Origin of the sequence: Pseudomonas sp. PONIH3 (assembly GCF_002934345.1) — a bacterium.
Classification (GTDB): Bacteria; Pseudomonadota; Gammaproteobacteria; order Pseudomonadales; family Pseudomonadaceae; genus Aquipseudomonas; species Aquipseudomonas soli.
Map to the genome: position 1 here is coordinate 3,758,521 of NZ_CP026386.1, position 25,625 is coordinate 3,784,145.

Annotated in this window: 27 protein-coding genes and 1 pseudogene; 14 read left to right on the forward strand and 14 right to left on the reverse strand. The window is 54.9% G+C overall.

Annotation, left to right across the window (positions count from 1 at the left end):
* Window positions 1-268: 268 nt before the first annotated feature.
* The 4 genes from C3F42_RS17330 to C3F42_RS17345 are packed head-to-tail and all read left to right on the forward strand — an operon-like array spanning window position 269 to window position 6,267.
* The gene (locus tag C3F42_RS17330) at window positions 269-1,168 is read left to right on the forward strand and encodes a TnsA endonuclease N-terminal domain-containing protein (protein WP_256586199.1); all 900 of its coding nucleotides are present in this window, start codon (window positions 269-271) and stop codon (window positions 1,166-1,168) included.
* On the forward strand, window positions 1,161-3,332 hold the full coding sequence (locus tag C3F42_RS17335) for a Mu transposase C-terminal domain-containing protein (RefSeq protein WP_012316940.1): 2,172 nt from the start codon (window positions 1,161-1,163) through the stop codon (window positions 3,330-3,332). The genes C3F42_RS17330 and C3F42_RS17335 overlap by 8 nt, the downstream gene beginning before the upstream one ends.
* Window positions 3,325-4,773, forward strand: a complete 1,449-nt coding sequence (locus C3F42_RS17340; RefSeq protein WP_016489904.1) for an ATP-binding protein — start codon at window positions 3,325-3,327, stop codon at window positions 4,771-4,773. The genes C3F42_RS17335 and C3F42_RS17340 overlap by 8 nt, the downstream gene beginning before the upstream one ends.
* 24 nt (window positions 4,774-4,797) lie before the next feature.
* The gene (locus C3F42_RS17345; RefSeq protein ID WP_012316938.1) at window positions 4,798-6,267 is read left to right on the forward strand and encodes a TniQ family protein; all 1,470 of its coding nucleotides are present in this window, start codon (window positions 4,798-4,800) and stop codon (window positions 6,265-6,267) included.
* 194 nt (window positions 6,268-6,461) lie between these two features.
* Here C3F42_RS17345 and C3F42_RS17350 read toward each other — a convergent pair whose 3' ends face one another.
* Window positions 6,462-7,490, reverse strand: a complete 1,029-nt coding sequence (locus tag C3F42_RS17350) for an IS30 family transposase (protein WP_100774681.1) — start codon at window positions 7,488-7,490, stop codon at window positions 6,462-6,464.
* Window positions 7,491-7,514: 24 nt separating this feature from the next.
* A complete protein-coding gene (locus C3F42_RS29395) occupies window positions 7,515-8,261 on the reverse strand; it encodes a TniQ family protein (RefSeq protein ID WP_158659574.1) in 747 nt (248 codons plus the stop codon).
* A 36-nt stretch (window positions 8,262-8,297) separates the two neighbouring features.
* On the opposite strand from C3F42_RS29395, the gene C3F42_RS17360 reads away from it, so the two are divergent.
* Window positions 8,298-9,209: a DUF4238 domain-containing protein gene (locus C3F42_RS17360; RefSeq protein ID WP_016489903.1), complete on the forward strand. Its 912-nt coding sequence runs from the start codon at window positions 8,298-8,300 to the stop codon at window positions 9,207-9,209.
* Window positions 9,210-9,252: 43 nt separating this feature from the next.
* On the opposite strand, the gene C3F42_RS17365 is transcribed toward C3F42_RS17360, so the two are convergent.
* The 3 genes and pseudogenes from C3F42_RS17365 to C3F42_RS29970 form a co-directional block, all read right to left on the reverse strand.
* Entirely contained in the window at window positions 9,253-9,582 is a 330-nt protein-coding gene (locus C3F42_RS17365) for a hypothetical protein (protein WP_016489902.1), read from the reverse strand.
* The gene (locus C3F42_RS17370) at window positions 9,579-9,980 is read right to left on the reverse strand and encodes a hypothetical protein (RefSeq protein WP_024717850.1); all 402 of its coding nucleotides are present in this window, start codon (window positions 9,978-9,980) and stop codon (window positions 9,579-9,581) included. Before C3F42_RS17370 ends, C3F42_RS17365 begins: the two co-directional genes overlap by 4 nt.
* Window positions 9,981-10,135: 155 nt before the next feature.
* Window positions 10,136-10,329, reverse strand: a pseudogene (locus C3F42_RS29970) (IS5/IS1182 family transposase); the annotation flags it as partial.
* Window positions 10,330-10,731: 402 nt separating this feature from the next.
* On the opposite strand from C3F42_RS29970, the gene C3F42_RS29400 reads away from it, so the two are divergent.
* The 4 genes from C3F42_RS29400 (at window position 10,732) to C3F42_RS17390 (ending at window position 12,092) form a co-directional block, all read left to right on the forward strand.
* On the forward strand, window positions 10,732-10,905 hold the full coding sequence (locus C3F42_RS29400) for a hypothetical protein (protein WP_016489901.1): 174 nt from the start codon (window positions 10,732-10,734) through the stop codon (window positions 10,903-10,905).
* Between the two features lie 245 nt (window positions 10,906-11,150).
* Window positions 11,151-11,288 (forward strand): MbcA/ParS/Xre antitoxin family protein, encoded by a 138-nt coding sequence (locus C3F42_RS30325; protein ID WP_371920596.1) that lies wholly within the window; start codon window positions 11,151-11,153, stop codon window positions 11,286-11,288.
* 145 nt (window positions 11,289-11,433) lie between these two features.
* The gene (locus C3F42_RS17385) at window positions 11,434-11,766 is read left to right on the forward strand and encodes a DUF2790 domain-containing protein (RefSeq protein ID WP_012316932.1); all 333 of its coding nucleotides are present in this window, start codon (window positions 11,434-11,436) and stop codon (window positions 11,764-11,766) included.
* A 137-nt stretch (window positions 11,767-11,903) separates the two neighbouring features.
* Window positions 11,904-12,092, forward strand: a complete 189-nt coding sequence (locus tag C3F42_RS17390; RefSeq protein WP_016489899.1) for an AbrB/MazE/SpoVT family DNA-binding domain-containing protein — start codon at window positions 11,904-11,906, stop codon at window positions 12,090-12,092.
* Window positions 12,093-12,197: 105 nt separating this feature from the next.
* Here C3F42_RS17390 and C3F42_RS17395 read toward each other — a convergent pair whose 3' ends face one another.
* The 6 genes from C3F42_RS17395 to C3F42_RS17420 all read right to left on the reverse strand — a co-directional run bounded on the left by C3F42_RS17395 (window position 12,198) and on the right by C3F42_RS17420 (window position 17,084).
* Window positions 12,198-12,653, reverse strand: a complete 456-nt coding sequence (locus C3F42_RS17395) for a DUF411 domain-containing protein (RefSeq protein WP_012316931.1) — start codon at window positions 12,651-12,653, stop codon at window positions 12,198-12,200.
* Window positions 12,643-13,425, reverse strand: coding sequence for a cytochrome c (locus C3F42_RS17400; RefSeq protein WP_012316930.1), 783 nt, complete (start codon window positions 13,423-13,425; stop codon window positions 12,643-12,645). The genes C3F42_RS17395 and C3F42_RS17400 overlap by 11 nt, the downstream gene beginning before the upstream one ends.
* Before the next feature lie 10 nt (window positions 13,426-13,435).
* Complete coding sequence (locus C3F42_RS17405) at window positions 13,436-14,551, reverse strand: copper resistance protein B (RefSeq protein ID WP_012316929.1); 1,116 nt, start codon at window positions 14,549-14,551, stop codon at window positions 13,436-13,438.
* Window positions 14,541-14,864, reverse strand: coding sequence for a hypothetical protein (locus C3F42_RS17410; RefSeq protein WP_012316928.1), 324 nt, complete (start codon window positions 14,862-14,864; stop codon window positions 14,541-14,543). Before C3F42_RS17410 ends, C3F42_RS17405 begins: the two co-directional genes overlap by 11 nt.
* A 14-nt stretch (window positions 14,865-14,878) precedes the next feature.
* Window positions 14,879-16,696 (reverse strand): copper resistance system multicopper oxidase, encoded by a 1,818-nt coding sequence (locus C3F42_RS17415; protein ID WP_012316927.1) that lies wholly within the window; start codon window positions 16,694-16,696, stop codon window positions 14,879-14,881.
* 181 nt (window positions 16,697-16,877) lie between these two features.
* The gene (locus tag C3F42_RS17420; protein ID WP_012316926.1) at window positions 16,878-17,084 is read right to left on the reverse strand and encodes a co-regulatory protein PtrA N-terminal domain-containing protein; all 207 of its coding nucleotides are present in this window, start codon (window positions 17,082-17,084) and stop codon (window positions 16,878-16,880) included.
* A 165-nt stretch (window positions 17,085-17,249) separates the two neighbouring features.
* Between C3F42_RS17420 and C3F42_RS17425 the strand changes: the two genes are divergently transcribed.
* The 5 genes from C3F42_RS17425 (at window position 17,250) to C3F42_RS17450 (ending at window position 21,980) form a co-directional block, all read left to right on the forward strand.
* Complete coding sequence (locus C3F42_RS17425; RefSeq protein WP_012316925.1) at window positions 17,250-17,927, forward strand: heavy metal response regulator transcription factor; 678 nt, start codon at window positions 17,250-17,252, stop codon at window positions 17,925-17,927.
* Window positions 17,927-19,333 (forward strand): heavy metal sensor histidine kinase, encoded by a 1,407-nt coding sequence (locus tag C3F42_RS17430; RefSeq protein WP_012316924.1) that lies wholly within the window; start codon window positions 17,927-17,929, stop codon window positions 19,331-19,333. The genes C3F42_RS17425 and C3F42_RS17430 overlap by 1 nt, the downstream gene beginning before the upstream one ends.
* 385 nt (window positions 19,334-19,718) lie before the next feature.
* Window positions 19,719-20,051: a transposase gene (locus tag C3F42_RS17440; protein WP_009684096.1), complete on the forward strand. Its 333-nt coding sequence runs from the start codon at window positions 19,719-19,721 to the stop codon at window positions 20,049-20,051.
* Entirely contained in the window at window positions 20,048-20,383 is a 336-nt protein-coding gene (gene tnpB / locus C3F42_RS29980; protein ID WP_009684097.1) for an IS66 family insertion sequence element accessory protein TnpB, read from the forward strand. The genes C3F42_RS17440 and tnpB overlap by 4 nt, the downstream gene beginning before the upstream one ends.
* 61 nt (window positions 20,384-20,444) lie before the next feature.
* Window positions 20,445-21,980: an IS66 family transposase gene (locus tag C3F42_RS17450; RefSeq protein ID WP_009684098.1), complete on the forward strand. Its 1,536-nt coding sequence runs from the start codon at window positions 20,445-20,447 to the stop codon at window positions 21,978-21,980.
* Window positions 21,981-22,013: 33 nt separating this feature from the next.
* On the opposite strand, the gene C3F42_RS17455 is transcribed toward C3F42_RS17450, so the two are convergent.
* The 3 genes from C3F42_RS17455 to C3F42_RS17465 all read right to left on the reverse strand — a co-directional run bounded on the left by C3F42_RS17455 (window position 22,014) and on the right by C3F42_RS17465 (window position 24,990).
* The gene (locus C3F42_RS17455; RefSeq protein ID WP_009684099.1) at window positions 22,014-22,547 is read right to left on the reverse strand and encodes an NUDIX hydrolase; all 534 of its coding nucleotides are present in this window, start codon (window positions 22,545-22,547) and stop codon (window positions 22,014-22,016) included.
* 92 nt (window positions 22,548-22,639) lie between these two features.
* On the reverse strand, window positions 22,640-23,491 hold the full coding sequence (locus C3F42_RS17460; RefSeq protein ID WP_012316922.1) for a universal stress protein: 852 nt from the start codon (window positions 23,489-23,491) through the stop codon (window positions 22,640-22,642).
* An 11-nt stretch (window positions 23,492-23,502) separates the two neighbouring features.
* Window positions 23,503-24,990 carry a SulP family inorganic anion transporter gene (locus C3F42_RS17465; protein WP_104443855.1) on the reverse strand — a complete coding sequence of 496 codons (1,488 nt, stop codon included), beginning with the start codon at window positions 24,988-24,990 and terminating at the stop codon, window positions 23,503-23,505.
* Window positions 24,991-25,625: the final 635 nt, after the last annotated feature.

Consider the following 25,625-nt stretch of genomic DNA (forward strand, 5'->3'; position numbering starts at 1 on the left):
CTACTGCTGTTGAAAAGGGAGGTGTTTTTAAAGAATAAAGGTTGTCACAAAAAAATAAAGGTTGTCACAAGTTAAGAAAGGTTGTCACAAGGCTCTGTCACGGCCCGTTTGTCGGGGCAGAGCCTTGTCCATGGATATAGGATCACAATCCCTTCTGCACCACAGTGACTGCTGTCCTGGCTGAGCCCGCTCTTGAATTTCTCCGCGCCACGACCTGTGTCGTTCCGATCCGATCGAGCGGGTCACTCAACGATGAGCGACTCGTGAAATGACATCTGTACCCACTGAACCGGTGAATCCAGCTAGCTCGAAGCTAATGACTCAGCGGAAAATTGATAGAAGAATACAATCGGGTCGCGGATCTGGCGTTAGAGAGTCCTATGAGCCTTGGATCAAGATTTGGGATATCCAGTCGAGCGGGGTGTCGCATCTTGTACCGGGTGTGAAATTTCATCGCAGTCATCATTTGCTATCCAACGCTGAGCGCGACTATCACCTGATCCTTGAGCATGATCCTTCCATCATCGACATTCGTGAGCAGTTCCCGCTCCTAACGCAAGCTGAGACTCAAGCGATCGCGTCAAGCCTGAATTACCGTCATCCTGTGTATCCAGGTACTCAAGTCCCAGTGGTTATGACCACTGACTTCCTCATAACTTTCATAGATTCGAAGGGCGAAGCAACCTTGGCCGCGCGCTCTGTGAAATACCGTAAGGAGTTCGAGGATGCCAGCCTCAAGGAGCAGAATCGGATGGCGGAAAAGCTTGAGATCGAAGCTAAATATTGGGCTATGAGAAAGGTAGAATGGAAACTGGTTCTCCATGAAAGTCTCTCGCAAGTTAAAATAGCAAATCTTGTCATACTTAGAACTTACGCGGTCATCCATCCTTCGTTGCCGACGGAGAATAATATAAATAATCTGCTCGAATTTATAGCGGGATGTAAGACTAGTGAATTGCCACTAAAGGCACTGCTGCAAAAAGCCTCGAGGGTAATTTTTATAGAATATATTGGTGTTAAACGCCTCTTCCACCATCTTCTTTGGACGGGCAGACTGGGGGCGAGTCTAAGCGCTAAGGTAATAAGCTTATCTGAACCTTTGCATGTTTGGATTGCTGAGCCATCCTTTTCCAGCACATCAGAAATCGAGGTGCCTCGTCATGCTTAGTCTGGGAGTTAACTGCATCGTTTCTCCGGGTGAGGGATCTGAGCTGCTGAAGAAACCGGTCAGAGTTTTAGCTATAAAGGATGAGTTTGTCTTAGTCATTGAACTCGGTACAAGTCCGACGAAGCCATGGCGGGTTGGAAGCTCACTATTGATCGAAGAGATCAATAACGGAGCGGCGGTGATCAACCCTGAAATGGTACCTATGCACTTGCTTCGAAGTGACGACGAGATCAGTGAGAATGAAAAAGACAGCCGAGATAGGAACTGGGAGCTGGTACGTGGTTTGGTGGAGAATCATGGCCCCCTCGATATCTTGACGTCTAACTTTGGTTCCCTTGTTGCTAATCACGCAATGGTAGTGGGAGTTGACCGGAAGCAAATTTATCGACTTCTCTATCGGTATTGGAGCATGGGGCAGACACGAAACGCATTTTTGTGGAATACCAGCACGTGTGGAGGCCGTGGAAAGAAAAAAAGTCGGGCCTCAGGCATTGTTCCTGGCCGACCGCTTAAATATCGTGGCGTAGTTGTGGATGACGGTGGCGCAATTCTGCTCGAGTCACGGCACATCTCGCATATTCGCTTGGCCTATGGGCGCTTTGCCAGTGGCAGGTGTGGCAAGCTAAAGAAAGCCTATGATTGGATGCTCAATAAGTTTTATCGGTCGATCAAGTCCGACGGTTCAAAAGGTAACCTGGTTCGAGGTAGCTACCCGTCCATCAATCAACTGGAGTACCATGGAAAACTTTTCTTTGATGAACTCTATAGGTTGAAGAAGAGCGGCGGCGCAATCCGCTATAATAAAGACCATCGTGCGCTAGTTGGATCTGCCTCTCAAGGGTTAGTCGGTGCAAGTCATCGGTACGAAATCGATTCGACGATTGCTGATGTTTATTTGGTACATCGAGTCAATCGGTTATGGTTGATCGGCAGGCCAGTGCTGTATGTGTTGGTTGATACGTTCACCAGAATGATCGTAGGTATTCATGTCGGGCTTGAAGGGCCCAGTTGGAATGGTGCTCGACATGCCATTTATAATGCTTGCACGCCGAAGAAGGAGTTTTGCAAGCGTTATAATATTGAGATCGATGAGGTTGACTGGCCATGTTCTCATCTACCGGTTGAAATCGTCGCAGATCGCGCTGAACTTCTCAGTGAAGCTGGGGAGACGATGACAAAGACTCTTGGTACAGCCTTGAAGATTTTGCCACCGTTTCGGCCTGACTGGAAAAGTATCATTGAAAGCCGTTTCCGACTGCTCAACGAAAAGCTGGATTTGAAATTTGTCCCTGGCGGCGTAGATGCTCGGAAAATGGAGCGTGGTGATCGTGACTACCAGCTCGACGCAATTTTCGATATCGATGAGTTTACTGAGATGGTAATCCTCGGTGTTTTGGCTCACAACAAGAGCCTTCGAGTTCCTCATCTTCTGAACCGTGAGATGATCGCGGCAGAAGTGGAGCCCACGCCTATGGCCATGTGGAAGTGGTCTATGGCAAACAATCTCCTGAATTCGAAATTCGTATCACCAGCGGAGCTGAAGATTGCATTGTTACCCTCGCAGGTGTGTCGAATTGGTCGAGGAGGTATAAATTTCCAAGGTGTGCAGTACACCTGTGAAACCGCCATTCGTTCGGAATGGTTGGAGCGCTCTCACAACTTTAAAACGAGGTACGTTAGGGTTTTCTACGATCCAAACTCTATTGAGAACTGCTGGATGAAATCTGAGGCGGGTTTCGAGCCGTTGACCATTGTACCGCAGCAGCGGGTTAAGTACGGTGGGCTTCGTATGGAGGAGGTCCTCGATATTATCAAGATTTTGAATCAGGTCGCCCCAGATGCCCGGTACGAGGATGCCAATACTGGAGCGCTTCTTCAAGGCCGCCAGGAGGAGATTCTTCATCGAGCGCAAGCCAAACGCCAGGGGCAGGGAGATCCGAAATCTGACGCTGAGTTCAAGCGGGACAAGCGTTCGAAACGTGCCGTTGAAACCCAGACTGAGCGCGACTTGCATACCGCTGACCTAAATCAGCTTCGCCTTGTGGATAACTCGCCAGCCGCGGAGGAGACTTATACACCTGTAACCGTGAAACCTGTCTCGGGTCGGAGCGCCGCCTTCCTGAAATTGGTGATCAACGCGGGTAACGAGGCTAGTCATGAGTGATTCCAGTTTTGCGCCAGCAGATTACAACCCGACTGGCATGCCTCAATACGACGGTAACCCACTGATTGAGTGTCTCCCGAAGATTCTTTCGGATGTTGATGTAGTCAGGCGCATTGGGAGCGCCCCGCCCCGGCCTGACAACGTGGAGCGGGCCTTGGACCCGAAATTACGTGGTCATGGCATCAACAGGCTGAAGGATGTCGTTGTACCTTTTGAAATCCACCTCAGGCTTGAGGACCTGTTCAGTCAATTGATTCGGTACGGATACACCGGGCGCAATCCATTGCATGCGTCATCCGTTAGGCATCGCTTGCCCTCTTCTGCGGAGATCAAGGGGCACGGGTTTATGTCCACCGCTGAAACGTTGACACTGATCGGGTTGAGCGGCATGGGTAAAACGACTGCGCTGAACTCCATTGCCAAGCTTTATCCACAGGTGATCAGTCACAGTAAGTATAAAGAGCAGATCTTCATTGAGACGCAGGTGGTCTGGCTCAAGATCGATTGTCCGCACGATGGCTCGTTGCGAGGTTTTTGTACCGCATTCTTCTCTTCATTGGATGAAGCATTAGGCATAAAAAAGTACTCAGGCAGAGCTGCTACTGGCCGCAGCATCAGCGTGATGCTTCAAAATATCAGTCAGTTGTGCAAAACCTATTTCATCGGAGCTCTCATAATTGATGAGATGCAGCACCTCTGCTCATCCCGAGGCGGGCAAGACCGCGAAAAGCTTCTCAACTTTTTTGTGCAGCTGTCGAATGACGCCGGCATCCCGCTGATCTACGTTGGCACAAATGCCATGCTTCCGCTGTTTTCTGGTGTTTTGCGAAATGCTCGGCGTGCGGCAGGAATGGGGCCTATCACTTTTGACAGGTTTACCGAAGATGATCCGTTTTGGGCGCATCTGGTTTCACTGCTCTGGGCATACGACTGGACCAAAACCCCCACTCCGTTGACGGGTGAGATCCTTTCCAAAATATATGACCTCACTCAAGGAAACACGGATTTCCTGGCCAAACTTCTAATGCTGGCTCAGCGGCACGCAATCTGGGAGGGCATCGACTCGATTACACCGGCGGTTCTGCAGCAGGTGTACGACAGTCAGATGAGGCTCCTTCATAAGGCCATCGAGGCTCTACGAAGCGGGGATCCGCTGCAAATTGCTGACTTCGAAGACATGATGCCCACGAAGGACCAGGTCGCCAAGATGATGAATTACGATTTGGCGCGGCGTGCAGACAGGGCGAATCTCTCTTTAATTACCCAGGCCGCGATAGTGACACCTGTCGAGCACAGTGAAAGGGCAGCCGCAAAGCCTATTAGTAAACCGGTGGTTCCGGTTGCCAACGAGTCAGCACCAACTGCCCATTTCTCCGAAGGCGATGATGTGCAGACCCAGCTCGAGCAGAGAGGCTGGGTAGATAAGGACTCTGCTTGGTGACATGAACCGCGGGAGATCAGGTCAATGGATCGCTTGCATTGGTTTCCTCAGCCGTTCCCTGATGAGTCTCTCTACAGCCTGGCGGTCCGTTATCATAGGCTGTCGTCGAACGACAGCTATCGCCGGACAAGCCAGGAGTTGTTCGGCGCGTATTCCAGAACCTGTGGCTCTATCCTGCCGTGCTGCTTGGGTGCTCTGTCGCAACGGTTAGCATCAGCTTATTCGGTAGAGCATTTGATCGATCGCTTTACCCTTTTGCCTCTGTACGAACCTTTTTTGAATGACACGAAGAGCAAAGCCGCGCGTATCGCCATGACTGGTACCGACGGCACGGGCCTGAAAATGAGCCTGGGTCTCACAGCCTCAGGCTTCCTCAAGCACGCGTCGTTCAGGTACTGCGAGAGGTGTGTTGAAGAAGATATTCAAAACTGCGGCTCGGCCTACTGGCATCGTATTCACCAAGCAATGGGTACTTGCATCTGCCCGCTCCATGGAGAGGTGCTCTGCGGGACGATGTTTCCGGATGGAACTGACTGGCGTTGCATGCTGTTTCCGGCGGAGGCAGCGGGGTCGCCAGTGATGCGGGCTCCTGACTCTTCAGCTGCTGTGATAGGTGAAATGCAGTTTTGGGGACTTGAGCACCCAGCGGATGTACAAAATCTGCTGACCGGAAACTTCCTTCAGCATCGTCTGGATGAGATGGGGTTTCTTAAGGCTGGTCGGGTGAGGGAACAGGTATTAAGGAGCTTCCTGACGCCGCGTCTTCTCTGTAGCCCTCGCGCTAATGAGTTTCAGGAGCTCAGTTGCTCTTGGGACTGGGTGTTGGGCGTCGTGCGTCCACGCGGGGCGGTCGTACAGCCATTAAAATTCTACTTTCTTTGCTGGCTCCTTGAGGCAGACCTTGAGCACCTCAAATCCTTTCACCCGCGAGCTGATGCTCGCAGCGGTGAAGCGGCTAGGGGCAACGATACTAGGCCCCTCATAGAGGACGGCGAAATTGAGGCACGCCGCGAAGCTTTCTCGAGCAGCAAGAACGCGAAATGCCATGATAAGCCGGGCTATCAGTGGCTTTACCGCCATGATAAGGAGTGGTTAGCGCAGTATGTGTCTGCCCATCCTTTCATAAGGGTAAGGAGGGGGTTGGTCGATTGGCATGCGAGAGACGCAGCGCTTGCTCAAGATCTGCTAATCGCCAGGGACCAGATTCTGTCTACGCAGGGCAAACCGAAAAAGGTGACCCGCGCCGCGTTAAGCAGGAAGGTCGCTCGTAGCCATGATTTTTTGAGGGTACCTGATAAGTTCCCAATAAGTACTTTGTTGATGAAAGATATTCTCGAATCTGATCATGACCATCAAGTTCGTAAAATCAGATGGGCGGTGAGACATTATCTTCTATCTGAGCGAAGTGCTATAAGTGTTGTGTACCGGCTTGCTGGGATTCGGCTGTCTCATGTAACTGATGAGGAGGTACTAGGTATTCTATCTACTGTATGATATTTGCGTTTGATGAAGTCAGACCGAATAAGTTCATTAACTTCGTTTTGCAACTGAGTGCACGCGGCACTGTTTGTTAGCAAGTCTAGGTATCTGGCAGCGGTGCGACAGCCTAGGAAGGCTTGAATTACGAAGTTGTAATCAGTCGCCCCCTTTGAATAGGGAGGCGGTTGCAGGAGCTGAGTGCAACACGGTCATTGAATTGAAACTGGAGCATCATGCCGCATAGCCATGGCCTTCTGCATCACCTCGCCCATAACTTCGATTGGGCATTTGAAGTCGAAGCGCTTACGCGGACGCATGTTCAGTTGCAGTGCGATGGCATTCAGTTCTTCCTGGCTGTGTACCGACAGGTCTGTGCCTTTGGGCAGGTACTGGCGGATCAGGCCATTGATGTTTTCGTTGCTACCGCGCTGCCAAGGGCTGTGCGGGTCGCAGAAGTAGATCGCCACGCCGGTTCTTTGGGTGATCTCGGCGTGTCGCGCCATCTCCCGGCCCTGGTCGTAAGTCATGCTCTTTCGCATCTCCAGCGGCATGCCATTGAGCGCGGCGCTGAAGCCTTCCAGCGCCGAAGTCGCCGTCGCGTCGTTCATCTTTACCAGCATCAGGTAGCCACTGGTGCGTTCCACCAGCGTACCGACGGACGAGGCGTTGGCCTTACCCTTGATGAGGTCGCCTTCCCAATGCCCCGGCATCTGCCTGTCTTCAATCTCCGGCGGGCGCACATGAATACTGACCATCTCGGGGATCTGGCCGCGCCGATCCACACCACCAGAGCGCGGTCGGCGTGTCGTCTTGCTTTGCCGCAGGCAGATGATCAGCTCCTTGCGCAGTTCACCGACCGGCAGGGCATAGATCGCGTTATAGATCGTCTCGCGACAGACGTAGGCATCTCTGAGGCTGGGAATGTTCATGCTGCGCAGCTTGCCGGCAATCTGCTCGGGAGACAAACGCTCACGGAGCATATGCGCCACCAACTCGAAGCGCTCACCACCCGGCAACAGCTTTCGCTTCGGTCGACACACCTGGCGGCGAGCCTGCATCTGCTGCTGGGCCGCGTGGGCCGAGTAGCCGCCACAGACATCTCGATTGCGGCGCAGCTCCCGGCTGATGGTCGAAGGGGATCGGTTGATCAAGCAGGCAATCCTACGCAGGCTGAAGCCTTGAGTACGACCGATTTGAATGGTGGCGCGCTCTTCAACGCTGAGTTCGGTATAAGACATAGTGGCAGCACCGTACCGGAAAGGTCAGGTGTTGCACTCAGTTTTTGCCGCCGCCGGATTTATAGTTTTTGTGCCGAGCTCACGCACTATAATTTCAGACACGTATCCATAATTGCCGTATATTTCATCGAAATAATTTTTGTATAAGCTTTTGGTCACTATCCATTCAGCGTTGTGCGTTTTAGCTGGAGGGCCTTTGTAGTTCAGAAGTTCTGCGATAAATATTGAATACAGATGGTTCGGTGATTTCCATTGACGTGTCGGGTTTTTGTATTTTTGACTGCATATTCCTAGTTGGGTTATTTTATGCTTATTAATGGGGGTTGAACATGCGGGGCAGATAGTTATGAGGTCAGAACCATGGATGCTACAAACCTTAACATAAGACTGTACATGGCTTCGATGTACGTACGCTGTGCCGTGATTCTCAAAGTCCTCGAATGCGCATTCGGGGCAAATTTTTTTCCAATAAGCGGGGGTTACTATTGTTTGGTTTGTAGGTCGGCCTAGCGCTGCGGTGAGAGGGTACAGGGTGTGGTTGTGCAAAACCTCTTCCGTGATTTTTCGTTCAGTAAATAAGGAGGGAAATTTAAAAATTGCGTACCCCCTAATTTCCGCTTTTCCCCCAATTCCTTTGCGTCCGTAACCTGTTCTTGGTATCGGTCTTATCCGGAAATCCTCATGTGGCAGGGTTCGGATACCGAGCATCTCGTTTCCCCGCTGCAGTGCCGACGCCACATATTCTCCAGGTAATGGTGTGAAAATCTTCATTGCTATAGCATCCTCATTTTTGGAGAGAACCACTGCATGCCGAATCCCCCTCGCAATCACCATTTCGTTCCACAACACTTTCTCAAGGCTTGGCAATACGCTCCTGGGAGAGTCTTCCGCTACCGCCGACTGCCTTCGAATGGTGCGCTGGAAATCAAGCCGGTTGCTATAAAACATACTGCTTCGATTGAGGACTTGTACCGTATCGACTTTCCCGATGGGGGATTTGAGGTCGAATCCAGCCATATTACCCCGATGATTGATGAAGCGGGCCATAAGATCATCGAAAAGGCACGTAGCAGTAGAGTTCAGGGTTGGAACCATCTGGACCGCCGACAACTGGCGAACACCCTGACGTTTCTGGAGGCTCGCCATCCCGACATTCTAAAAGCCATGGATATCCGCTCGGAACTCGATCTTATTAGGCAAAATATGAAGGATGAGCAGATCTCATCACATACTTCGATCAATGAAGTGGTTGACTATTTTAAATCAAGCAAGTCCCTCGGTGCGATGTCGTTAGTCCTATTCGCCCAGAACGAGATTTCGCCGTTTATTGACGAGGCATTTTCAGATGGACTCTTGAAGGCAACCATGCGGGAGTACAATTGGGAACAACCGGGCTTGCTCGCATCTGATTACCCCGCATCTCGCTGGGGAGACTATTTGAGGGACCTGTTGTTCATCATCGCCATCTCGCCAGGTAAAGCTTTAGTATTCTCCAATAACCCCAACGTTGTCGTCTATGATCATCTCAAGCCGCACGTACGTGCTCGGCTGATCAATCTGTATTCCTTGGCGAAGGCGCGCACGGCTTATTACTTCGACGAGACTCAGGGCGAGTTTGTCAGCGCTCATCTCGGCTGGGCTCTAAACCGCTCCACTCTTTCAAAGCAGCGCGACTACGTCAAAGATTTTTTACTCGCCGAGAATGCTTGGGACCTCTAGCATTTTTCCAGATGGCAAATTGCCTTCAATTGACCAGTGAGCCTCATTGAGGCTGACCATGAGGAGCCGGTTCCAGCAAATCTATAGCAGGCCGGTAGCGATACTCTTGCGGCGAAAAGCGTCCCTGGGGGCCAAAAAACAGCCTGGCTGTGAACTTTTCCAAGTAGGTCACCGCTTCCTCTGATGCGTGCTGTACGAAATAGGCCCGCTGCGCTGCGGGCAGTGTGGCGCGGTGAATCAGACAGGCCTTCACCATTTCTGCCAGCACAGAACCGCGAACGTCGTAACGCGCATCTACGGTGTGCAGGACAGTGCAATAACAGGACTGGTATGCCGATTGATGATCGACCTGCCATTGGGTATCCCGATTCATCCCTGGCTCCCCGCCTGCCAGGAGGCTAGGAACTGCAGCACTCGTTCAACTTGAACCTGACTGACCAGTTGCTCCGCGGTCTGCTGTTCGAAGGTCGGTAACGGCTCGAGTCGAAACCAAGTGATCGCCCGTTCGACGGCGACTCCGCTCTCGTCTAGGGCCAAGATCACCCGCAAGACATCCGCGATAAAGCGTTGCGTCGCTTCGGCGTCGGATGCGCTGGTAGCATCTGGTTTGCTGTGACGATAGGCAGCGATCTGACCGGCAAACTCGGTAGGGCTGAGGCCAAAGATCTCGGCATAGCGCTCGACCGAATAAGGCGCCCCGCTCGTAGGACACAGGTAGTCGATCAGTTCGGCGGCCGACAGTACCGCTGTCTGGAGTGTCCCCTGGTTCATGGCGCATTCCTCCTGCCACGTTTCGCTCACAGCATGCCCCCAAACCTGCGAGAAGCAAAGCTCCCGTTCGCTAGCCCAGGCCATTTATGACCTCATTTTCCAAGGAGTCCCCAAAGCTATTTTCCGGAGCTGGTCGGAACCAAGCTCATCCCAATGCTGACGGAAAGATGGTTGAGATAGCCATAGATGTTGATCTTCAGCAGTGCAGCAGGGTACGCAGGGCGTCCAGTTTCGGTGAGAACCACACCACTGAAGCCCAACGGGTGAGATCAAGCTCATCGTCGAGCACATCGATTACTCGAACCTAGTTAGTATCTGCGACATAATCATCCAGGCTCTCAGGCCGCAACGTGCATTAATCTCGATGCTTGCCTTGGAGGAATGGCCTCATGGACTACTCCGCTATGACTGCCGACGGCAGAATAACATTAGCACTGGTCAAGGTTTTACACAGCCTGGGCCGGTAGAAGACGCTGGCGAGAGGCAGCTAGCAGCATGCGGCACTAGTTTTCTACGCTTGGTTTTCCGATCAACCGAGAGTGCTTTGGTTGGACCATTGGCGTCTAAAAGGCTAATAATCGCTCTGCAATTTAAGCAACAGCCTTTTCGGCCAAAAAGCCAAAACCAGGCCGTGAGTGGGTCCGGGCAACTGACAGGATCTGCCTGTATTTCGCTGTCCACAGGGCCCTTTTGTGGAGTGTTTAGCAAACCGATACTATCGTCGCATTACTTTCACGCCTAGGACCCTTTTATGCATATGAGCTTCGGAGCTGGCGACCTTAACGAATACCTTGCTGACCTGTCGGGTTATAAAGTTGGTTTGGCTTTAACCCTGGAAGAACTCTACGACCATCTCAGTGGTGAAGAAGGATACGCAGATCTCGCGCGAGAATCTGAGCAGGGCGGAACCACCCCGACGGGTTGAGCCAGCTGGAGCTCCTGAGTCTAGTCCAAACAGGATTCTTTTTCAGCGACGTGAAGTGCATGGTCGAGTCATCGAGCCTGTTCAAGGCTCGTAACCTCGTCGGGCGAATCACAGGAAGATCGACCAGAAGCATTCACCGTCTGAGCCATCCCGCTCAGGCCCATCGTCTGGATGCCCAGCAGAGCGCGGTGGCGTTCCAGTATGCGAAAGGACTGGAGCTTGCATCGAAGGTATTTGGCTCTCAGATGCTCGCGGAGCAGTGGCTTTGTCGGCCGTGCGGCCGTTTGTTGGGGTTTGTACCCTTCGAGATGCTCGACACGTCGCTCGGGTTCAGCGTCGTAGCGGACTATCTTGAGCGTATACGCTTGGGTGTCTACCAGTAGCTTGCCTGAGGGCGAGGTTGGTATGCGGCGAGGAGGCAACGCTACCTCTTTTTACATGCGGGACTTACAACCTTGTAATTCCCGTATCACTCAATTGACAGCGATCAACCCCTAATCTTCAGTCACGTTTATTGGAGTGATTGAAATGAAAGTCATCAAAAGTATCACCGCTATCCTGGCCCTAGTGGCTTCGTCAGCCGTACTCGCCGAAGGAGGATCCGACCGTCTGCATGGAAAGATGATTCAGGCCAATGAGCAAGCTATGCGAGCTTATGCCGCTGCCAAGGGAAAGAACCCACCGGAGGTGATCCACTATCGCTACGGGATGCGGCTCGACGTGGCGAAGGTGATCAGCATGACGTCGACCAAGGCGAGCTGTGACGTGATGCCGGCACAGATGAATTACGAGGATTCCAACGGAGACGTGAAAATCCTTGAATACCGGACCGCTGGAGTCGGTTGCCGGGGCCAGAACTGAGCACTGAGCGAGTGGACAGGACTTACTCTGATAAAACGCCGGGTTGAAGCGTCAATTCCGGCAATAGATCGCCTGGTTACCGGCTTTCATGACTGGTGGAGTACGATGAGGACTGGTAGCTCAGGCAGGAGAGTCCAATGACTCAATCAGCGCGCACCACGGTAAAGTGCCTAGATCCCGGCGACGGCTCCGGCGATGTGATTGTGGAATTACCCGATGACATTTTGCGCGAGCTCGGGGTCACGACGGGCGACAGACTCTCCATCGAGCTCATCAACGGCGATATCGTACTCAAGCCAGTCCGCGAGCGCCGTGAATCTGACTAGCTACCCTTTGTAGCCCCTCTCTGTCGTCCTGTTGAGCTGATGAAGCTTTCTAGCGGGGGAATAAGGGACGGCAGTCAGCCTACCGCCGTCCTCCTGGTAGGTGCGTTATTTGGCTGGATAGTTGGCGACTACTTGGTCCTCGCCGCTTTTGATTAAACCAATGACTTGGTAGGCATGGCTTACGCCATCAACCTCCATGCCTGGGGACCCAGCTGGCATTCCTGGTACGGCGATCCCGACTAGATCGTTCCGCCCCCTGAGTTCTCGAATCTGCTCAGCTGGCACGTGACCTTCAACAAACTTTCCGTCGATCACAGCTGTGTGGCAGGACGCTAACCGTGGCGATACGCCCAGCTTCTGTTTCACTGCGCTCATGTCCGTCTCAACATGGTCGGTCACTTTGAAACCATTGGCTTCCAGGTGCGCGATCCACTTCTTGCAGCAACCGCAGTTCGCGTCTCGGTGAACGTCGATGGACAATGGCTCGGCAGCATAGGCCGCCGAGGTCACCAGAAGCCCAGCGATAGCGGCTAGCCGAACGAATATCCGGTTAGTTGGCATGAGTGTGCTCCTTACCGTCTTTGTGAACATGCGTCTTTGGCGACGATGTCGGGTGGGCATCCGAATGGGCCTCGGCCGCATTGTGGTCACCGTGATGATCTGCCGCTTGAGCGGAGCCTGCGGGTGCAGCTCCATGGTCGTGAGCTGCCTGGGCATGATCGTCGTCTGCCGCTTCATCGTGATCACCATGCTCGGCACGACCGCTCCCGCCGTGCTGGCCCTCATGGTTGTGCATATCGCTTTCACCGCCGCCGTGCTGGTGGCCGCCGCTCGTGGCCACCAAGGCCTTGTACTGCTCGGCATTCATCTGGGGCAGTTGATCCAGGAACGCGACGATTCCCCAGATGTACTCATCGCCCATGCTCTTGCCCCAGGCGGGCATGCCCGTGGCTTTGATACCGTGCTTGATTGTCCAGAATGCGGCGGCTGGATCGCCTCCGACACCCACCTTGGTGAGGTCGGGTGGCGACGGGTATAGCGCTTGGCTTAGCTCAGTCTTCCCAACGCCAGGGGCAAGGTGACAGCCTATACACATGGCGTTGTAGTTGCCCGCCCCCGCTTTGATCAACGCGGCTTCCTTCAGATCAGGGACTTCGATGTCTCGCGCTCGAACCTCAATAGACCGATCACGAGCCATGGCGAGAAAGGAATGGACTGCCGGGAAGTGAGGATCATCAGCGCCGACATTCACCAGACCGAAATAGGCTGTGCCCAATACCGCAGCACTTCCGACAGCACCGGCCCCAAGCAGCGTTGTAATTGTTTTTTTCATGTTGGAATTCTCAGAACCACATCCGGATACCGGCAACGAAGCGTGCCTCATCAACATCTCCACCCTCGTCTCGGATGAAGTCAGCGGTGTTGCCGTAGGAGCGGCTCCAGGTAACGCCTATGTATGGAGCAAACTGGCGGACAATTTCATACCGTAGGCGCAGCCCGACTTCGGTATTGGCAAGGCCCGAGCCAACGCCGCGCTCAGGATCGTTCTTGCCATAGAAATTGACCTCGGCCGTGGGCTGCAAAATCAAGCGATTGGTCAGCAGGATGTCGTATTCGCCCTCAAGACGCGCAGCAGTCTGACCGTTCTCGCCTATAAACGCCGTGGCTTCGGCCTCGAAGTCATACAGAGCCATGCCCTGAATACCAAAGGCTGCCCAGGTCTGTGGGGATTCCGGTTTGAAATCCTGGCGGACCCCGGCGACCACATCCCACCAAGGGCTGACCGAGCGCCCGTACAGGAGTTGCAGCTCAGCATCTTCGGTTACCCCATTGGTGCGCTCGCCTTCCGAACGAACCCAGAGGCGATTAATGTCGCCGCCTATCCAGCCTGATGCGTCCCAGGCCAGGGTGCTGCCCTCATCGGCGTCCTGGTATTCGAGCTGGTCCAACAGGAAGAAGCTGTTGATTCCGCTGTCGTGCACTTGGTGGCCACCCAGGGGCGGAAAGGCCGACTCGCGATCCGCATCAGTGAGCACTGGAATCGGCGTGCGGCTCGTCGTGGTCGGAGAAGTCGCTGAGCTATGGTTCATCTGGGAATGGTCCATGCCCTTCATAGAGCCGTGATCCATGCCCTGCATGTTTCCATGGTTCATTTTGCTGTGGTCCATCTTGTTGTGGTCCACCGGGCTGGATTTACTCTTGCTTTGAGCATGCCCCATCTGGCTGTGATCAACAGGGGCAGGCTTTTTCTGCTGTTTGCCCATCCCCATCTTGCTGTGATCCATCGCCGGCATCGATTCGGATGGAGCAGCATCCATTTGCATGGAGCCGTGCCCCATTTTCGAATGATCCATGCCCGAGTGATCCATTTCTTCAGCAGCGAAGCTGGGCGTTACGCCCAGCATGCTGATCGAAACGGTCAGAGCCAGCAGCGAAGGCCGCCCGAGGCTATTGGCCATCTTTCCCTGCCTTAGCTTTGTCGCTGCCATGCGATTTCATCATTTTGTCGTGGTCCATGCCTTCCATCGAGCCATGGTCCATTCCCTTCATCGAGCCGTGGTCCATACCTTCCATGGAACCATGGTCCATGCCTTCATGGTTCATCCCCTGGCCCTGCTTGTCCTGCGAGCCTTTGGCTTTGCCGGCCTCTGTGGTTTTCTGGGAATGCTGATCATGATTGTCGCTGGACCACGACGACGGGGCATAAACAGCCAGAATGCCTACCATCGCAGCAGAAAGGAAAAAGGCGCTTCGTTTCATTGGTTTGCTCATCTCAAATCTCCAGTTCATTCGTCCACACGTACTTCTCGGAACATGCCCATTTCCATGTGGAACAGTAGGTGACAGTGATAGGCCCAACGTCCCAAGGCATCTGCGGTGACGCGATAGCTTCGTTTTGAGCCAGGTGGCATGTCGATGGTGTGCTTGCGAACCATGAAGTTGCCGTTCTCGTCCTCCAGATCACTCCACATACCGTGGAGGTGGATGGGGTGAGTCATCATGGTGTCGTTGACCAAGGTGATGCGAAGACGCTCGCCATATTTCAACCGCAGCGGTTCAGCGTCGGAGAATTTGATACCGTCGAACGACCACGCGAACTTCTCCATGTGGCCGGTAAGGTGCAGTTCGATTGTCCGTCCAGGCTCTCGACCATCGGGATCGATGAAGGTGCTCCGCAGATCGGCGTACGTCAGCACTCGACGCCCGTTGTTGCGTAGGCCAATTCCCGGATCGTTCAGCTTTGGCGTTGGCGACATAGTCTGCATATCGACCAGTGGGTTGTTGGTCTCGGAAGCCGGATGGCTTTGCATTGCGCCGCTCATGCCGGCCATGCCTTCATTGCCCATCCCAGTCATCTTGCTGTGGTCCATACCGGCCATGCTGCCGTGGTCCATTCCAGCCATCTTGCTGTGATCCATGCCGGCCATGCTGCCCTGGTCCATGCCAGCCATGCTGCCATGATCCATTCCGCCCATGCTGCCGTGGTCCATGCCCATATCGCTCATGGCGATGATCGGGCGTGGATCTACCGCCGGTACGGGCGCTTGCAAGCCTTCGCGAACTGCCAGGGTGCCTCGGGAATACCCGGTACGGTCCATGGATTGCGCGAAAATCGTATAGGCCTGTTCGTTTTCAGGCTCGACGATGACATCGTAGGTTTCAGCAACGGCGATCCGGAACTCATCGACCGATACGGGTTTGACGTACTGGCCGTCGGCAGCCACAACCGTCATCTTGAGCCCAGGAATCCGGACATCGAAATAGGTCATGGCCGAGCCGTTGATGAATCGCAGGCGGATCTTCTCGCCGGGCTTGAAGATACCCGTCCAGTTGCCGTTCGGAGCTTGGCCGTTCATGAGGTAGGTGTAGGTATACCCGCTCACATCTGCGAGGTCGGTGGGGCTCATCTTCATTTCAGCCCACATCTTCCGATCCGCTACAGCGGCCGACCAGCCTTTCTCGCTCACGTCGTCAACGAAGTCGCTGACCGTGCGCTTGTGGAAGTTGTAATAGTCGGACTGCTTCTTGAGTTTGGAGAGCACCCGCGCCGGGTCCTCATCCGTCCAATCGCTGAGCATGACGACGTAATCGCGGTCATATACAAACGGCTCGGGATCCTTAGCATCGATCACCAGTGCGCCATAGACCCCAGACTGCTCTTGGAGGCCTGAGTGGCTGTGATACCAGTAAGTGCCGTTCTGGTGGACCTTGAACTTGTATTCGTACATGCCATCGGGAGCGATGCCGTGAAAGCTCAAGCCCGGCACACCGTCCATATTGGCGGGCAGGATTATGCCGTGCCAGTGAATGGAGGTGTCCTGTTTCAACCGGTTGCGTACACGCAGCGTCACGGTGTCGCCTTCGCGCCATCGCAGGATCGGCCCAGGCACGGAGCCGTTGATGGCCATGGCCGTACGAGCTGCCCCCGTAATGTTGACGGGCAGTTCACCGATATACAGGTCGAATTCATTGCCGCTGAGCACGTTCGGTTGGCCAGGGCTGGTCACAGCCCAGACCGGCGCGCGCCACATGCCGAGCCCACCCAGAAGTCCGGTAGCGGCCAGGCCTTTGACGAATGATCGTCTCGTGGTTTTGCTTTGCATGCCGTTGCGTCCAGTCAGGTAGATCGCTGATATCCAGGCTGCTCGATGGCGCAGCCCTTGGGTTCGTTGGAGCTCTCACCAGTCTCGTAGACTTTCGCTACTGCGCGAGGCTGATGAGAGGCCGTAGTCTGAAACTGCCATAGTTCAGATTCCGGAGTGATTACATTTCTGTAAGCTCGGATCAGCAGCTCTCGTGGCCGACATGCTTGCTGGACTGTGCGGCGACCGGCGGCTGCTCTTTCTCCTGCTGCGCAACCTGATAGGCCTGCATGGAGTTTTGGCGAGCCGCTTCCATCCGCGCAAAGGTCCGGTCCGCGCCGCCCTCTGCCAGGGCGATGCCTGCCATGCCGAAGGTAACGACCACCACAATTGCTTTGACCATGTTCATCTGGAGATCCTCAGTGGGTTCTGCGCCTCATGGCGTCAGGTACAGGGTCAAATTAGCCTCGCGGTGCTGTCAGAAAACTGATCGCGACATTACTTTTCCGTCAGCTTCTGGTTGGGCGTCTTTTTTCCTGCAAACTGGAGATGCACTCCGCGTGGATGAGAGCAGATGAAATTACTCGTAGCCGAAGATGAGCCGAAAACCGGTGTCTACCTCCAGCAAGGCCTAACAGAGGCTGGCTTCACTGTAGACCGGGTGATGACAGGCACTGACGCCCTGCAACAGGCGCAGAGCGAAGCGTATGACTTGCTGATCTTGGACGTAATGATGCCGGGGCTCGATGGCTGGGAGGTCCTGCGCAAGATCCGGGCAGCGGGGAAAGACGTGCCGGTCCTCTTTCTCACGGCCCGTGATGGCGTAGATGATCGCGTTAAAGGCTTGGAGCTGGGTGCTGATGACTACCTTGTGAAGCCCTTTGCGTTCTCTGAGCTGTTGGCTCGGGTCCGCACACTGCTGCGCAGAGGCAACGGTGGTTCTGCTCAAACCACCATGAAGATGGCGGACCTTGAGGTTGACCTGCTCAAGCGCCGGGCTACGCGAAACGGCAAGCGGATCGACCTTACTGCCAAGGAGTTTGCCCTTTTGGAGCTGCTCATGCGCCGACGCGGGGAGGTGCTCCCCAAGTCGCTGATCGCTTCTCAGGTCTGGGACATGAACTTCGACAGTGACACCAACGTGATCGAGGTCGCGATTCGCCGACTGCGGGCCAAGATTGATGACGACTTCGCGCCAAAGCTCATCCATACCGCCCGAGGCATGGGCTACATGATGGATGTGGCAGAGTGATGCGCCCGCAATCATCGCTCGTCAAGCGACTGACCCTGATGTTCATGTTCGCGGTGACTGCTGTCTTGGTCGTTGCCGGCGTGGCTTTCTACGGGCTCAGCCAGCACCATTTCCGGATGCTGGATGAGCAGGCGCTCTCCGAAAAGCTGGAGTCAACGCGTCATATTCTGTCCATTTCAGCAGCGCGAGGCGAGCTCGGCGATCAGGAGCAGCAGCTGCGGGCATTGCTCGGCGCACATCAGGATCTTTCGGCGAAAATCACCAAGGCTGACGGAACGACCCTTTTTTCAGACTCCAAAGCCTCCCAAATTCCTCAGCGGTTCGAGCAGGCGCGCCAGGGTGCGGTCTGGGAGTGGCAGGATGAATCGCAGAACTTCCGCGGTATCACCGCCCAGTTGGCCATCGCGGGCGAGCCGGAACCTGTGACGGCGGTGCTGATGCTCGATGTCACCACTCATGCCCATTTCTTCCACACCTTGCAGTGGTGGTTCGGGATCGGCTTGGTGATCAGTGCAGTGGTGAGTGCAGGCTTGGGCTGGGTCGTGGCCAAAAGCGGGCTTCGGCCTGTCGGGCAAATCACCAAAGTGGCGACCGCGATGTCAGCAAGATCGCTCCGCGAGCGCATTCCCCTGAAGCCCGTACCGATTGAGCTTCAGGAGCTCATCCTGTCTTTCAACGGGATGCTGGGACGATTGGAGGATGCATTCGTTCGGTTGTCCAACTTTTCTGCCGATATCGCTCACGAGTTGAGAACGCCGGTCAGCAACCTACTGACCCATACTGAAGTGGTGCTCACCAAGAAGCGTGACCTGGATGCATATGAGGAAAACCTCTATTCGAACCTGGAAGACCTCAAGCGCATGTCGCGCATGATTGACGACATGCTTTTCCTCGCCAAGGCGGACAACGGTCTGATCGTGCCCGAGCAGATCGATGTGGACCTCTCCGAACTCGTATACAAGCTGTTCGAGTACTACCAGTTCCTGGCTGAGGACCGGGGCATTCAGCTGACCCTCCAAGGTCGTGGCAAGGTTCGTGGCGATCGCCTGATGATTGACCGAGCGCTTTCCAACATTTTATCGAACGCGTTGCGCTACACCCCGGAAGGCAACGAGATATCAGTGCAGATCGAGCAAACACGTGAAACCGTGACGCTATCCGTACGTAACAGCGGAGTAACCATCGATCCTCAGCACATTGGCAAGATCTTCCACCGGTTCTATCGGGCCGATCCAGCCAGACGCGAAGGCGGGCCAAGCAATGCAGGCCTAGGCCTGTCGATAACACGCTCCATCATCGAGGCTCACAGCGGACGAATTTGGTGTACTTCAGCGGAGGGTGTCACAACCTTCTTCATCAGTCTCCCAGCCTCCATGCGGTTGGTTGGTGCAGCCCCAACCCCTTAATGGTGAGTTCATCCCGGTAACCTATACTCGCCCATCCTGATTCTTATCGTGGCGCTTCCGCTTAACGGGATGGCGGGCATCGATTCGGCGACTGAACCTTGCCCAATGCAGACCATGGGCATGGAAATGATGGCGGGCATGGACCATGCCTGCTGCCAGGACCAAGACCTGGGAAAGACTGGTGACCATACCAATCCTGCAAGGTAGGCCAGGAGTGCAGGACTGCCAGCACAGTGCAGCCCAGCTTCCTAACGCCTGGACTGACTATGCCAAGCCACGACCGTAACCGTCCGGCCAACTCACCTTCCTGACCCCGACGCCAAAGGCGATGGTGTCCACCTAATTTAAGTGGACACCATTTCTAGCCTTTTAAGCGGGTCTTTCCATGCAGTCACAACGCCGTTCCTATTCAAAATCCTTCAAGGCCCAAGTTGTCCAAGAGTGCGCCCAGCCCGGCGCATCGATTGCCAGCGTCGCGCAGAAGCACAGCCTTAACGCGAACCTCGTACATAAATGGATTAGGGTACTCACGAACAAAACTATGGCGCTGCAACCTGCTTTCATTCCAGTGCCCTTGCCGCTAGCCGGAGGACATTCGCAGGCAGCTTCATCAAGTATCTGCATTGAAATCCAGCACCCGCGTGGCACCGTCAAAGTGAACTGGCCGACCGAAAGCGCTGTCGCCTGTGCCACCTTTCTGCGAGACCTGTTGGAATGATTCGGATCGATGCCATCTGGCTTGCCACCGAGCCTATGGACATGCGCGCCGGTACCGAGACCGCGCTGGCCAGGGTGATCGCGGTGTTCGGTGTGGCGAAGCCGCACTGCGCATACCTCTTCGCTAATCGCCGTGCCAACCGAATGAAAGTCTTGGTGCATGACGGTGTGGGCATTTGGCTGGCAGCGCGACGATTGAACCAAGGCAAGTTTCATTGGCCCGGCATCCGTCACGGATCGGAAGTCGAACTCGATAACGAGCAACTTCAAGCCTTGGTACTGGGTTTGCCGTGGCAGCGGGTCGGCGCAGGCAGCGCGATCACAGTGCTTTAGCCCCTGCCATTAGCCCATCGGTTTATCGCTGTTGACGACCTGCTCTGACACAATCAGCGGCATGACTTCCTCGCCCAATCTCGACCAGATGACACCGGAACAGCTGCGCGGCTTGGCCGAACAGGCTATGCAGTTGCTGTCCCAGGTCGACTCCATGAGCCAGAAAATCCAACGCCTCGAAACGGTCAACGAGCAACTGGCTCATGAAATCGCCATCCTCAAGCGACACAAGTTCGCCAAGCGCAGCGAGCAACTGAGCCCCGACCAAGGCAGTCTGCTTGATGATCTGCTCGATACCGATATCGCAGCTATCGAAGCCGAGCTGAAGGCAGCCAATCCGCCGGCCGCACCGGCCGAGCCACGTCATAAGCCCAAGCGTGCACCACTGCCGCCGCAGTTTCCGCGAACCGTGATCCGTCACGAACCAGAGAATACTCAGTGCGTGTGCGGCTGCCAGCTTCAGCGAATCGGCGAAGACGTCAGCGAGAAGCTCGATTACACTCCGGGCGTGTTCACAGTTGAGCGGCATGTGCGTGGAAAATGGACGTGCCGTCAGTGTGAAACACTGATCCAGGCGCCTGTACCGGCCCAAGTGATCGACAAGGGCATCCCGACCGCAGGCCTTTTGGCCCACGTGATGGTGGCGAAGTTCGCCGACCATTTACCGCTGTACCGGCAGGAGAAGATTTTTGGTCGGGCCGGACTGCCCATCGCCCGTTCGACACTGGCGCAATGGATCGGACAGACCGGTGTGCAGCTCCAGCCTCTGGTCGATGCGCTGCGTGAGCATGTGTTGGCCCAGGGCGTGATCCACGCCGATGAGACCCCGGTTCAGATGCTCGCACCAGGCGAAAAGAAAACCCACCGCGCTTACGTGTGGGCCTATAGCACCACGCCTTTCTCGGCCCTAAAGGCCGTGGTCTACGACTTCAGCCCCAGCCGTGCCGGCGAACATGCGCGTAACTTCCTGGGCACGTGGAACGGTAAGCTGGTCTGCGATGACTTCGCCGGCTACAAGGCCAGCTTCGAGCTGGGCATCACCGAAATCGGCTGCATGGCCCATGCACGCCGCAAATTCTTCGACCTGCATGCAGCCAATAAAAGCCAGTTGGCGGAGCAGGCGCTTCACTCGATTGGCGGGTTGTATGAAGTCGAGCGACACGCCAAGGAAATGAGCGACGAAGCCCGCTGGCGATTACGTCAGGAAACAGCGGTGCCCATCGCTGAAAAACTGCATGAGTGGATGTTGGCCCAACGCGAACTTGTGCCCGAGGGTTCGGCCACGGCCAAGGCCCTGGATTACAGCCTTAAACGCTGGGTAGCGCTGACGCGCTACCTGGAAGATGGTGCTGTGCCCATCGACAATAACCAGATCGAGAATTTGATCCGGCCGTGGGCGCTTGGGCGCTCGAACTGGTTATTTGCCGGGTCGCTGCGCAGTGGAAAAAGGGCGGCGGCAATCATGAGCCTGATCCAGTCGGCGCGTATGAATGGGCACGATCCGTATGCCTATCTCAAGGATGTACTGATGCGGCTTCCGACACAGCGGGCGAGCGAAATCACGCAATTACTCCCGCAGCATTGGATGCTTGCCTGAGGCAGGCTAAGTGGACTTCGCCAAATAGTCAGCTCAAAGGCTGATTGGCATCAACAATTCGGAAGCGACTTTTCTCAGCATGTAGGTTTCGCGCAGAATTGACTGCCCCATCGAAGACTCGTGACGCTGCATGACGGCTTCATTGTGTGCGATGGCTTCATGCAGGTTGATCCAGACAGGCCGCATACCATTAGCGATTTCGTGGCTTTCCATTCTCACCGGCTCTAGCTGGGGCGCTACTTCGCATTGATAAAAATGCGAGGTCATGTGCATCAGATCGTACTGTGGCTTTTGGTAGGGCCGGTACTCCTCGATGTAACCGTAGTGCTGGAGCACCTGTATTTCACGAGCACCAGTCTCTTCCTCAAGCTCACGCTTCAGGCCTGCGACAATGTCCTCGTCACCATCAAGGCCGCCTCCAGGAAAGCTGAAATCGTTATAGCGCTCGGTGAACAGCAACAGGATCTGTTCACCCCGCATCACGATGCCGCGAGCTGCATGTCGACGGAATACTCTGCCCTGCTTGGATTTCAGCTCGGGGTGAACAATTTCAGTTATGAGTTGCATGTGGTCTCGTAGCGGCAAGATCAGTTAGTCATCGTCCAGGGTGGCCACGGTATTTCCTCAGTTCTGGAAATACTGTGGCCAGTGGAACTGGCTCAGCGAAGCAGCAATAAGGGTACAGTGGATGTACGCAGCATCGTCGTGGTCGTGCTGCCTATCAGAAACTGCCTGATGCGTGAGTGCCCGTACGCCCCCATGACCAAGAGGTCAATGCCGTGCTCTGCCTGATACGCATGCAGTGTGGACTCTACTTCGCCTGGGCGGATCTCGGAATGCACCAGCGAGCCGGAAGACGCAAGCGTGGTTCGTGCCTTCTCCAGCGCGTTCTGGTTGTCTTCAGAATCCGTTCCAACCATGACGATATGAATTGGCAGGCCTTCGCACAGCGGGCTTGAAGCAAGCATCTGTAAGGTCTTGTGGCCTGTTGCGCTGCCGTCAAATGCCACCATGACCGTTTCAGGTTTCCTGAAATGGCTGGTTGTAATCAGGGTGGGGCGGTGGATAGTTCGGACTATCGCTTCAATCTGGCTGCCAAGACTTTGGGCACTGCGCGTGCTGTCCTCACCGACTCTTCCAATCACCAGTAACCGAATATCGTCTTGGAGATCGCTCAGGCTCTCGACGAGATGGCCATGGCGCTGCTTCATATCAGGTGACATGGCGCCAGAGTGAACTGTTCGCTCGCGAGCTTTTTCAAGCATGTGCTGCCCATGCTCCAACGCCAGTTTTGCCCGCTGCGCATCCAGCATGGCCAACTCTTCCAGCAGATGTTCTCTGCTACCGAGACCGATATTGCCGCTGAGGTCAGCGGATGCAGGATATTTCTCCTTATCCAGCACATGAAGCAAGGTCAGGGGAGCGCTGAGTCGTTGCGAGGCCCATGCTGCGTAATCGCAGACCGCCAATGAGGATTGTGAGTTATCAATGCATGCCATTACGCGGGTCATTGTCGTTCTCCTTAGTGGCTCATGAGCTTGTCGATGGCACCGGGTTTGTCATGCACGCCGAAGCGGTCAACGATTGTCGCGCTGGCTTCATTGAGACCGAGCACTTCAACCTCAGCGCCTTCGCGTCGGAACTTGATCACGACCTTATCCAGCGCTGCGACGGCGGTGATATCCCAGAAATGCGCCTGTGTGAGATCGATGGTGACCTTGTTGAGCGCCTCCTTGAAGTCAAAAACCTCAGTGAACTTGTCCGCAGAGCTAAAGAACACCTGGCCCACGACGCGGTAAGTCCGATGCGATTTCGTCTCTTCAAGAGTGCTCTTGATATCCAGGTAGTGCCCGACCTTGTTTGCGAAGAACAGGGAGGCCAGCAGCACACCTACCAGTACGCCGTAAGCCAGATTGTGAGTGGCCACGACGACCACGACGGTCGCCACCATGACGAGGTTGGTCGACAGCGGATGCTCTTTCAGATTACGCAAGGAATCCCAGCTAAAGGTGCCGATGGACACCATGATCATCACAGCCACGAGTGCCGCCATAGGGATTTTGGAGAGCCACTCGCCAAGAAATACCACCATCAGCAGCAGGAAAACGCCGGCACACAATGTCGAGAGACGGGTGCGGCCACCAGATTTCACGTTGATGATCGACTGGCCGATCATGGCGCAACCTGCCATGCCGCCAAGCATGCCGGCAGCGATGTTGGCCACACCCTGGCCTTTGCACTCGCGGTTTTTGTTGCTGGTGGTGTCGGTAAGGTCGTCGACGATGGTCGCGGTCATCATTGATTCGAGTAGACCCACTACTGCCAACGCAGCCGAGTACGGGAAAATGATGCGCAGGGTTTCAAAATTCAGCGGAACTTCAGGCCAGAGGAAGATCGGGAGCGTATCAGGCAGTTGGCCCATGTCACCGACGGTGCGGATATCCAAACCGAGGTAAATGGCGATGGCAGTCAGCGTCAGAATGCACACCAATGGAGAGGGAATCACCTTGCCGATTTTCGGTACATACGGGAACAGGTAGATGATTCCCAGGCCCGCAGCGGTCATGGCATAGACATGCCAGGTGACATTGGTCAGCTCAGGCAATTGCGCCATAAAAATCAGAATCGCTAATGCGTTTACGAAGCCGGTGACTACCGAGCGTGAAACAAAGCGCATCAACGAGCCGAGCTTCAGGTAGCCGGCAAGGATTTGAAGTACGCCACATAGTAGCGTCGCGGCCAGCAGGTACTGGAGTCCATGCTCTTTTACCAGCGTAACCATCAGCAGTGCCATGGCGCCTGTCGCCGCCGAGATCATTCCGGGGCGCCCGCCGACAAAGGCGATGACAGCACAGATACAGAAGGAGGCGTAGAGACCGACTTTGGGATCTACCCCGGCGATGATGGAAAAGGCGATGGCTTCCGGGATCAGCGCGAGTGCGACCACCGGCCCCGCGAGCACGTCGGCACGGACGTTGGAAAACCACGTTTGTCTAAGTTTTTGCAGCATATAAATATCCAAGGCAAAGCATCGCGCACGCCAAGGGAGTGGCGAGCGAATCGATACAAATTCAAATTTTGAGGATTTTTTGCTGTGTGCTTAAGGTGTAAAACCAGGCGTACAGCAGTGAGCACCCGCGAGCGAGGCTAGCGGAAGCAGGTTGTTGCGAGGGGGCGTAGCGCTAAGGCGGCGTAGGCTGCCAGTAGATCGTTTGGAGTACAGTCATGCTGATGTTCCTGTAGCTCAAGGGGTATGCGGAGCCGAAGTATACAATGAAGCCATCGTCGATTGCGACCCGCTGGCAGGCTCTGCATGACCTACGTCAGATACAGGCTTATTCAATGGGTATACCTGCGGGCAAGGCTTTGTTTTCCACCCGTTCTTGTCCGAGCTGGTCTGTGTGCTGAGGGGTGAGTTGGCCAGACGGTTACCCACGACCTGCCGATACCTATGCTGTAGGCATAGCGACAGGTTCTCCCCCCCGATCCATGGCGTCCTCCCCGCGTCTGACTCCCTCTTAATTTCACACCATCGTTCTGCGTAGCAGCGGGGCGATGGCACGCGGCTGGGCGCTGATCTGTCGAGGAATCATTTTCATGACTCCATAACGTTTTCAGGGACGGATCCAAGCTGAGCCTGCACAG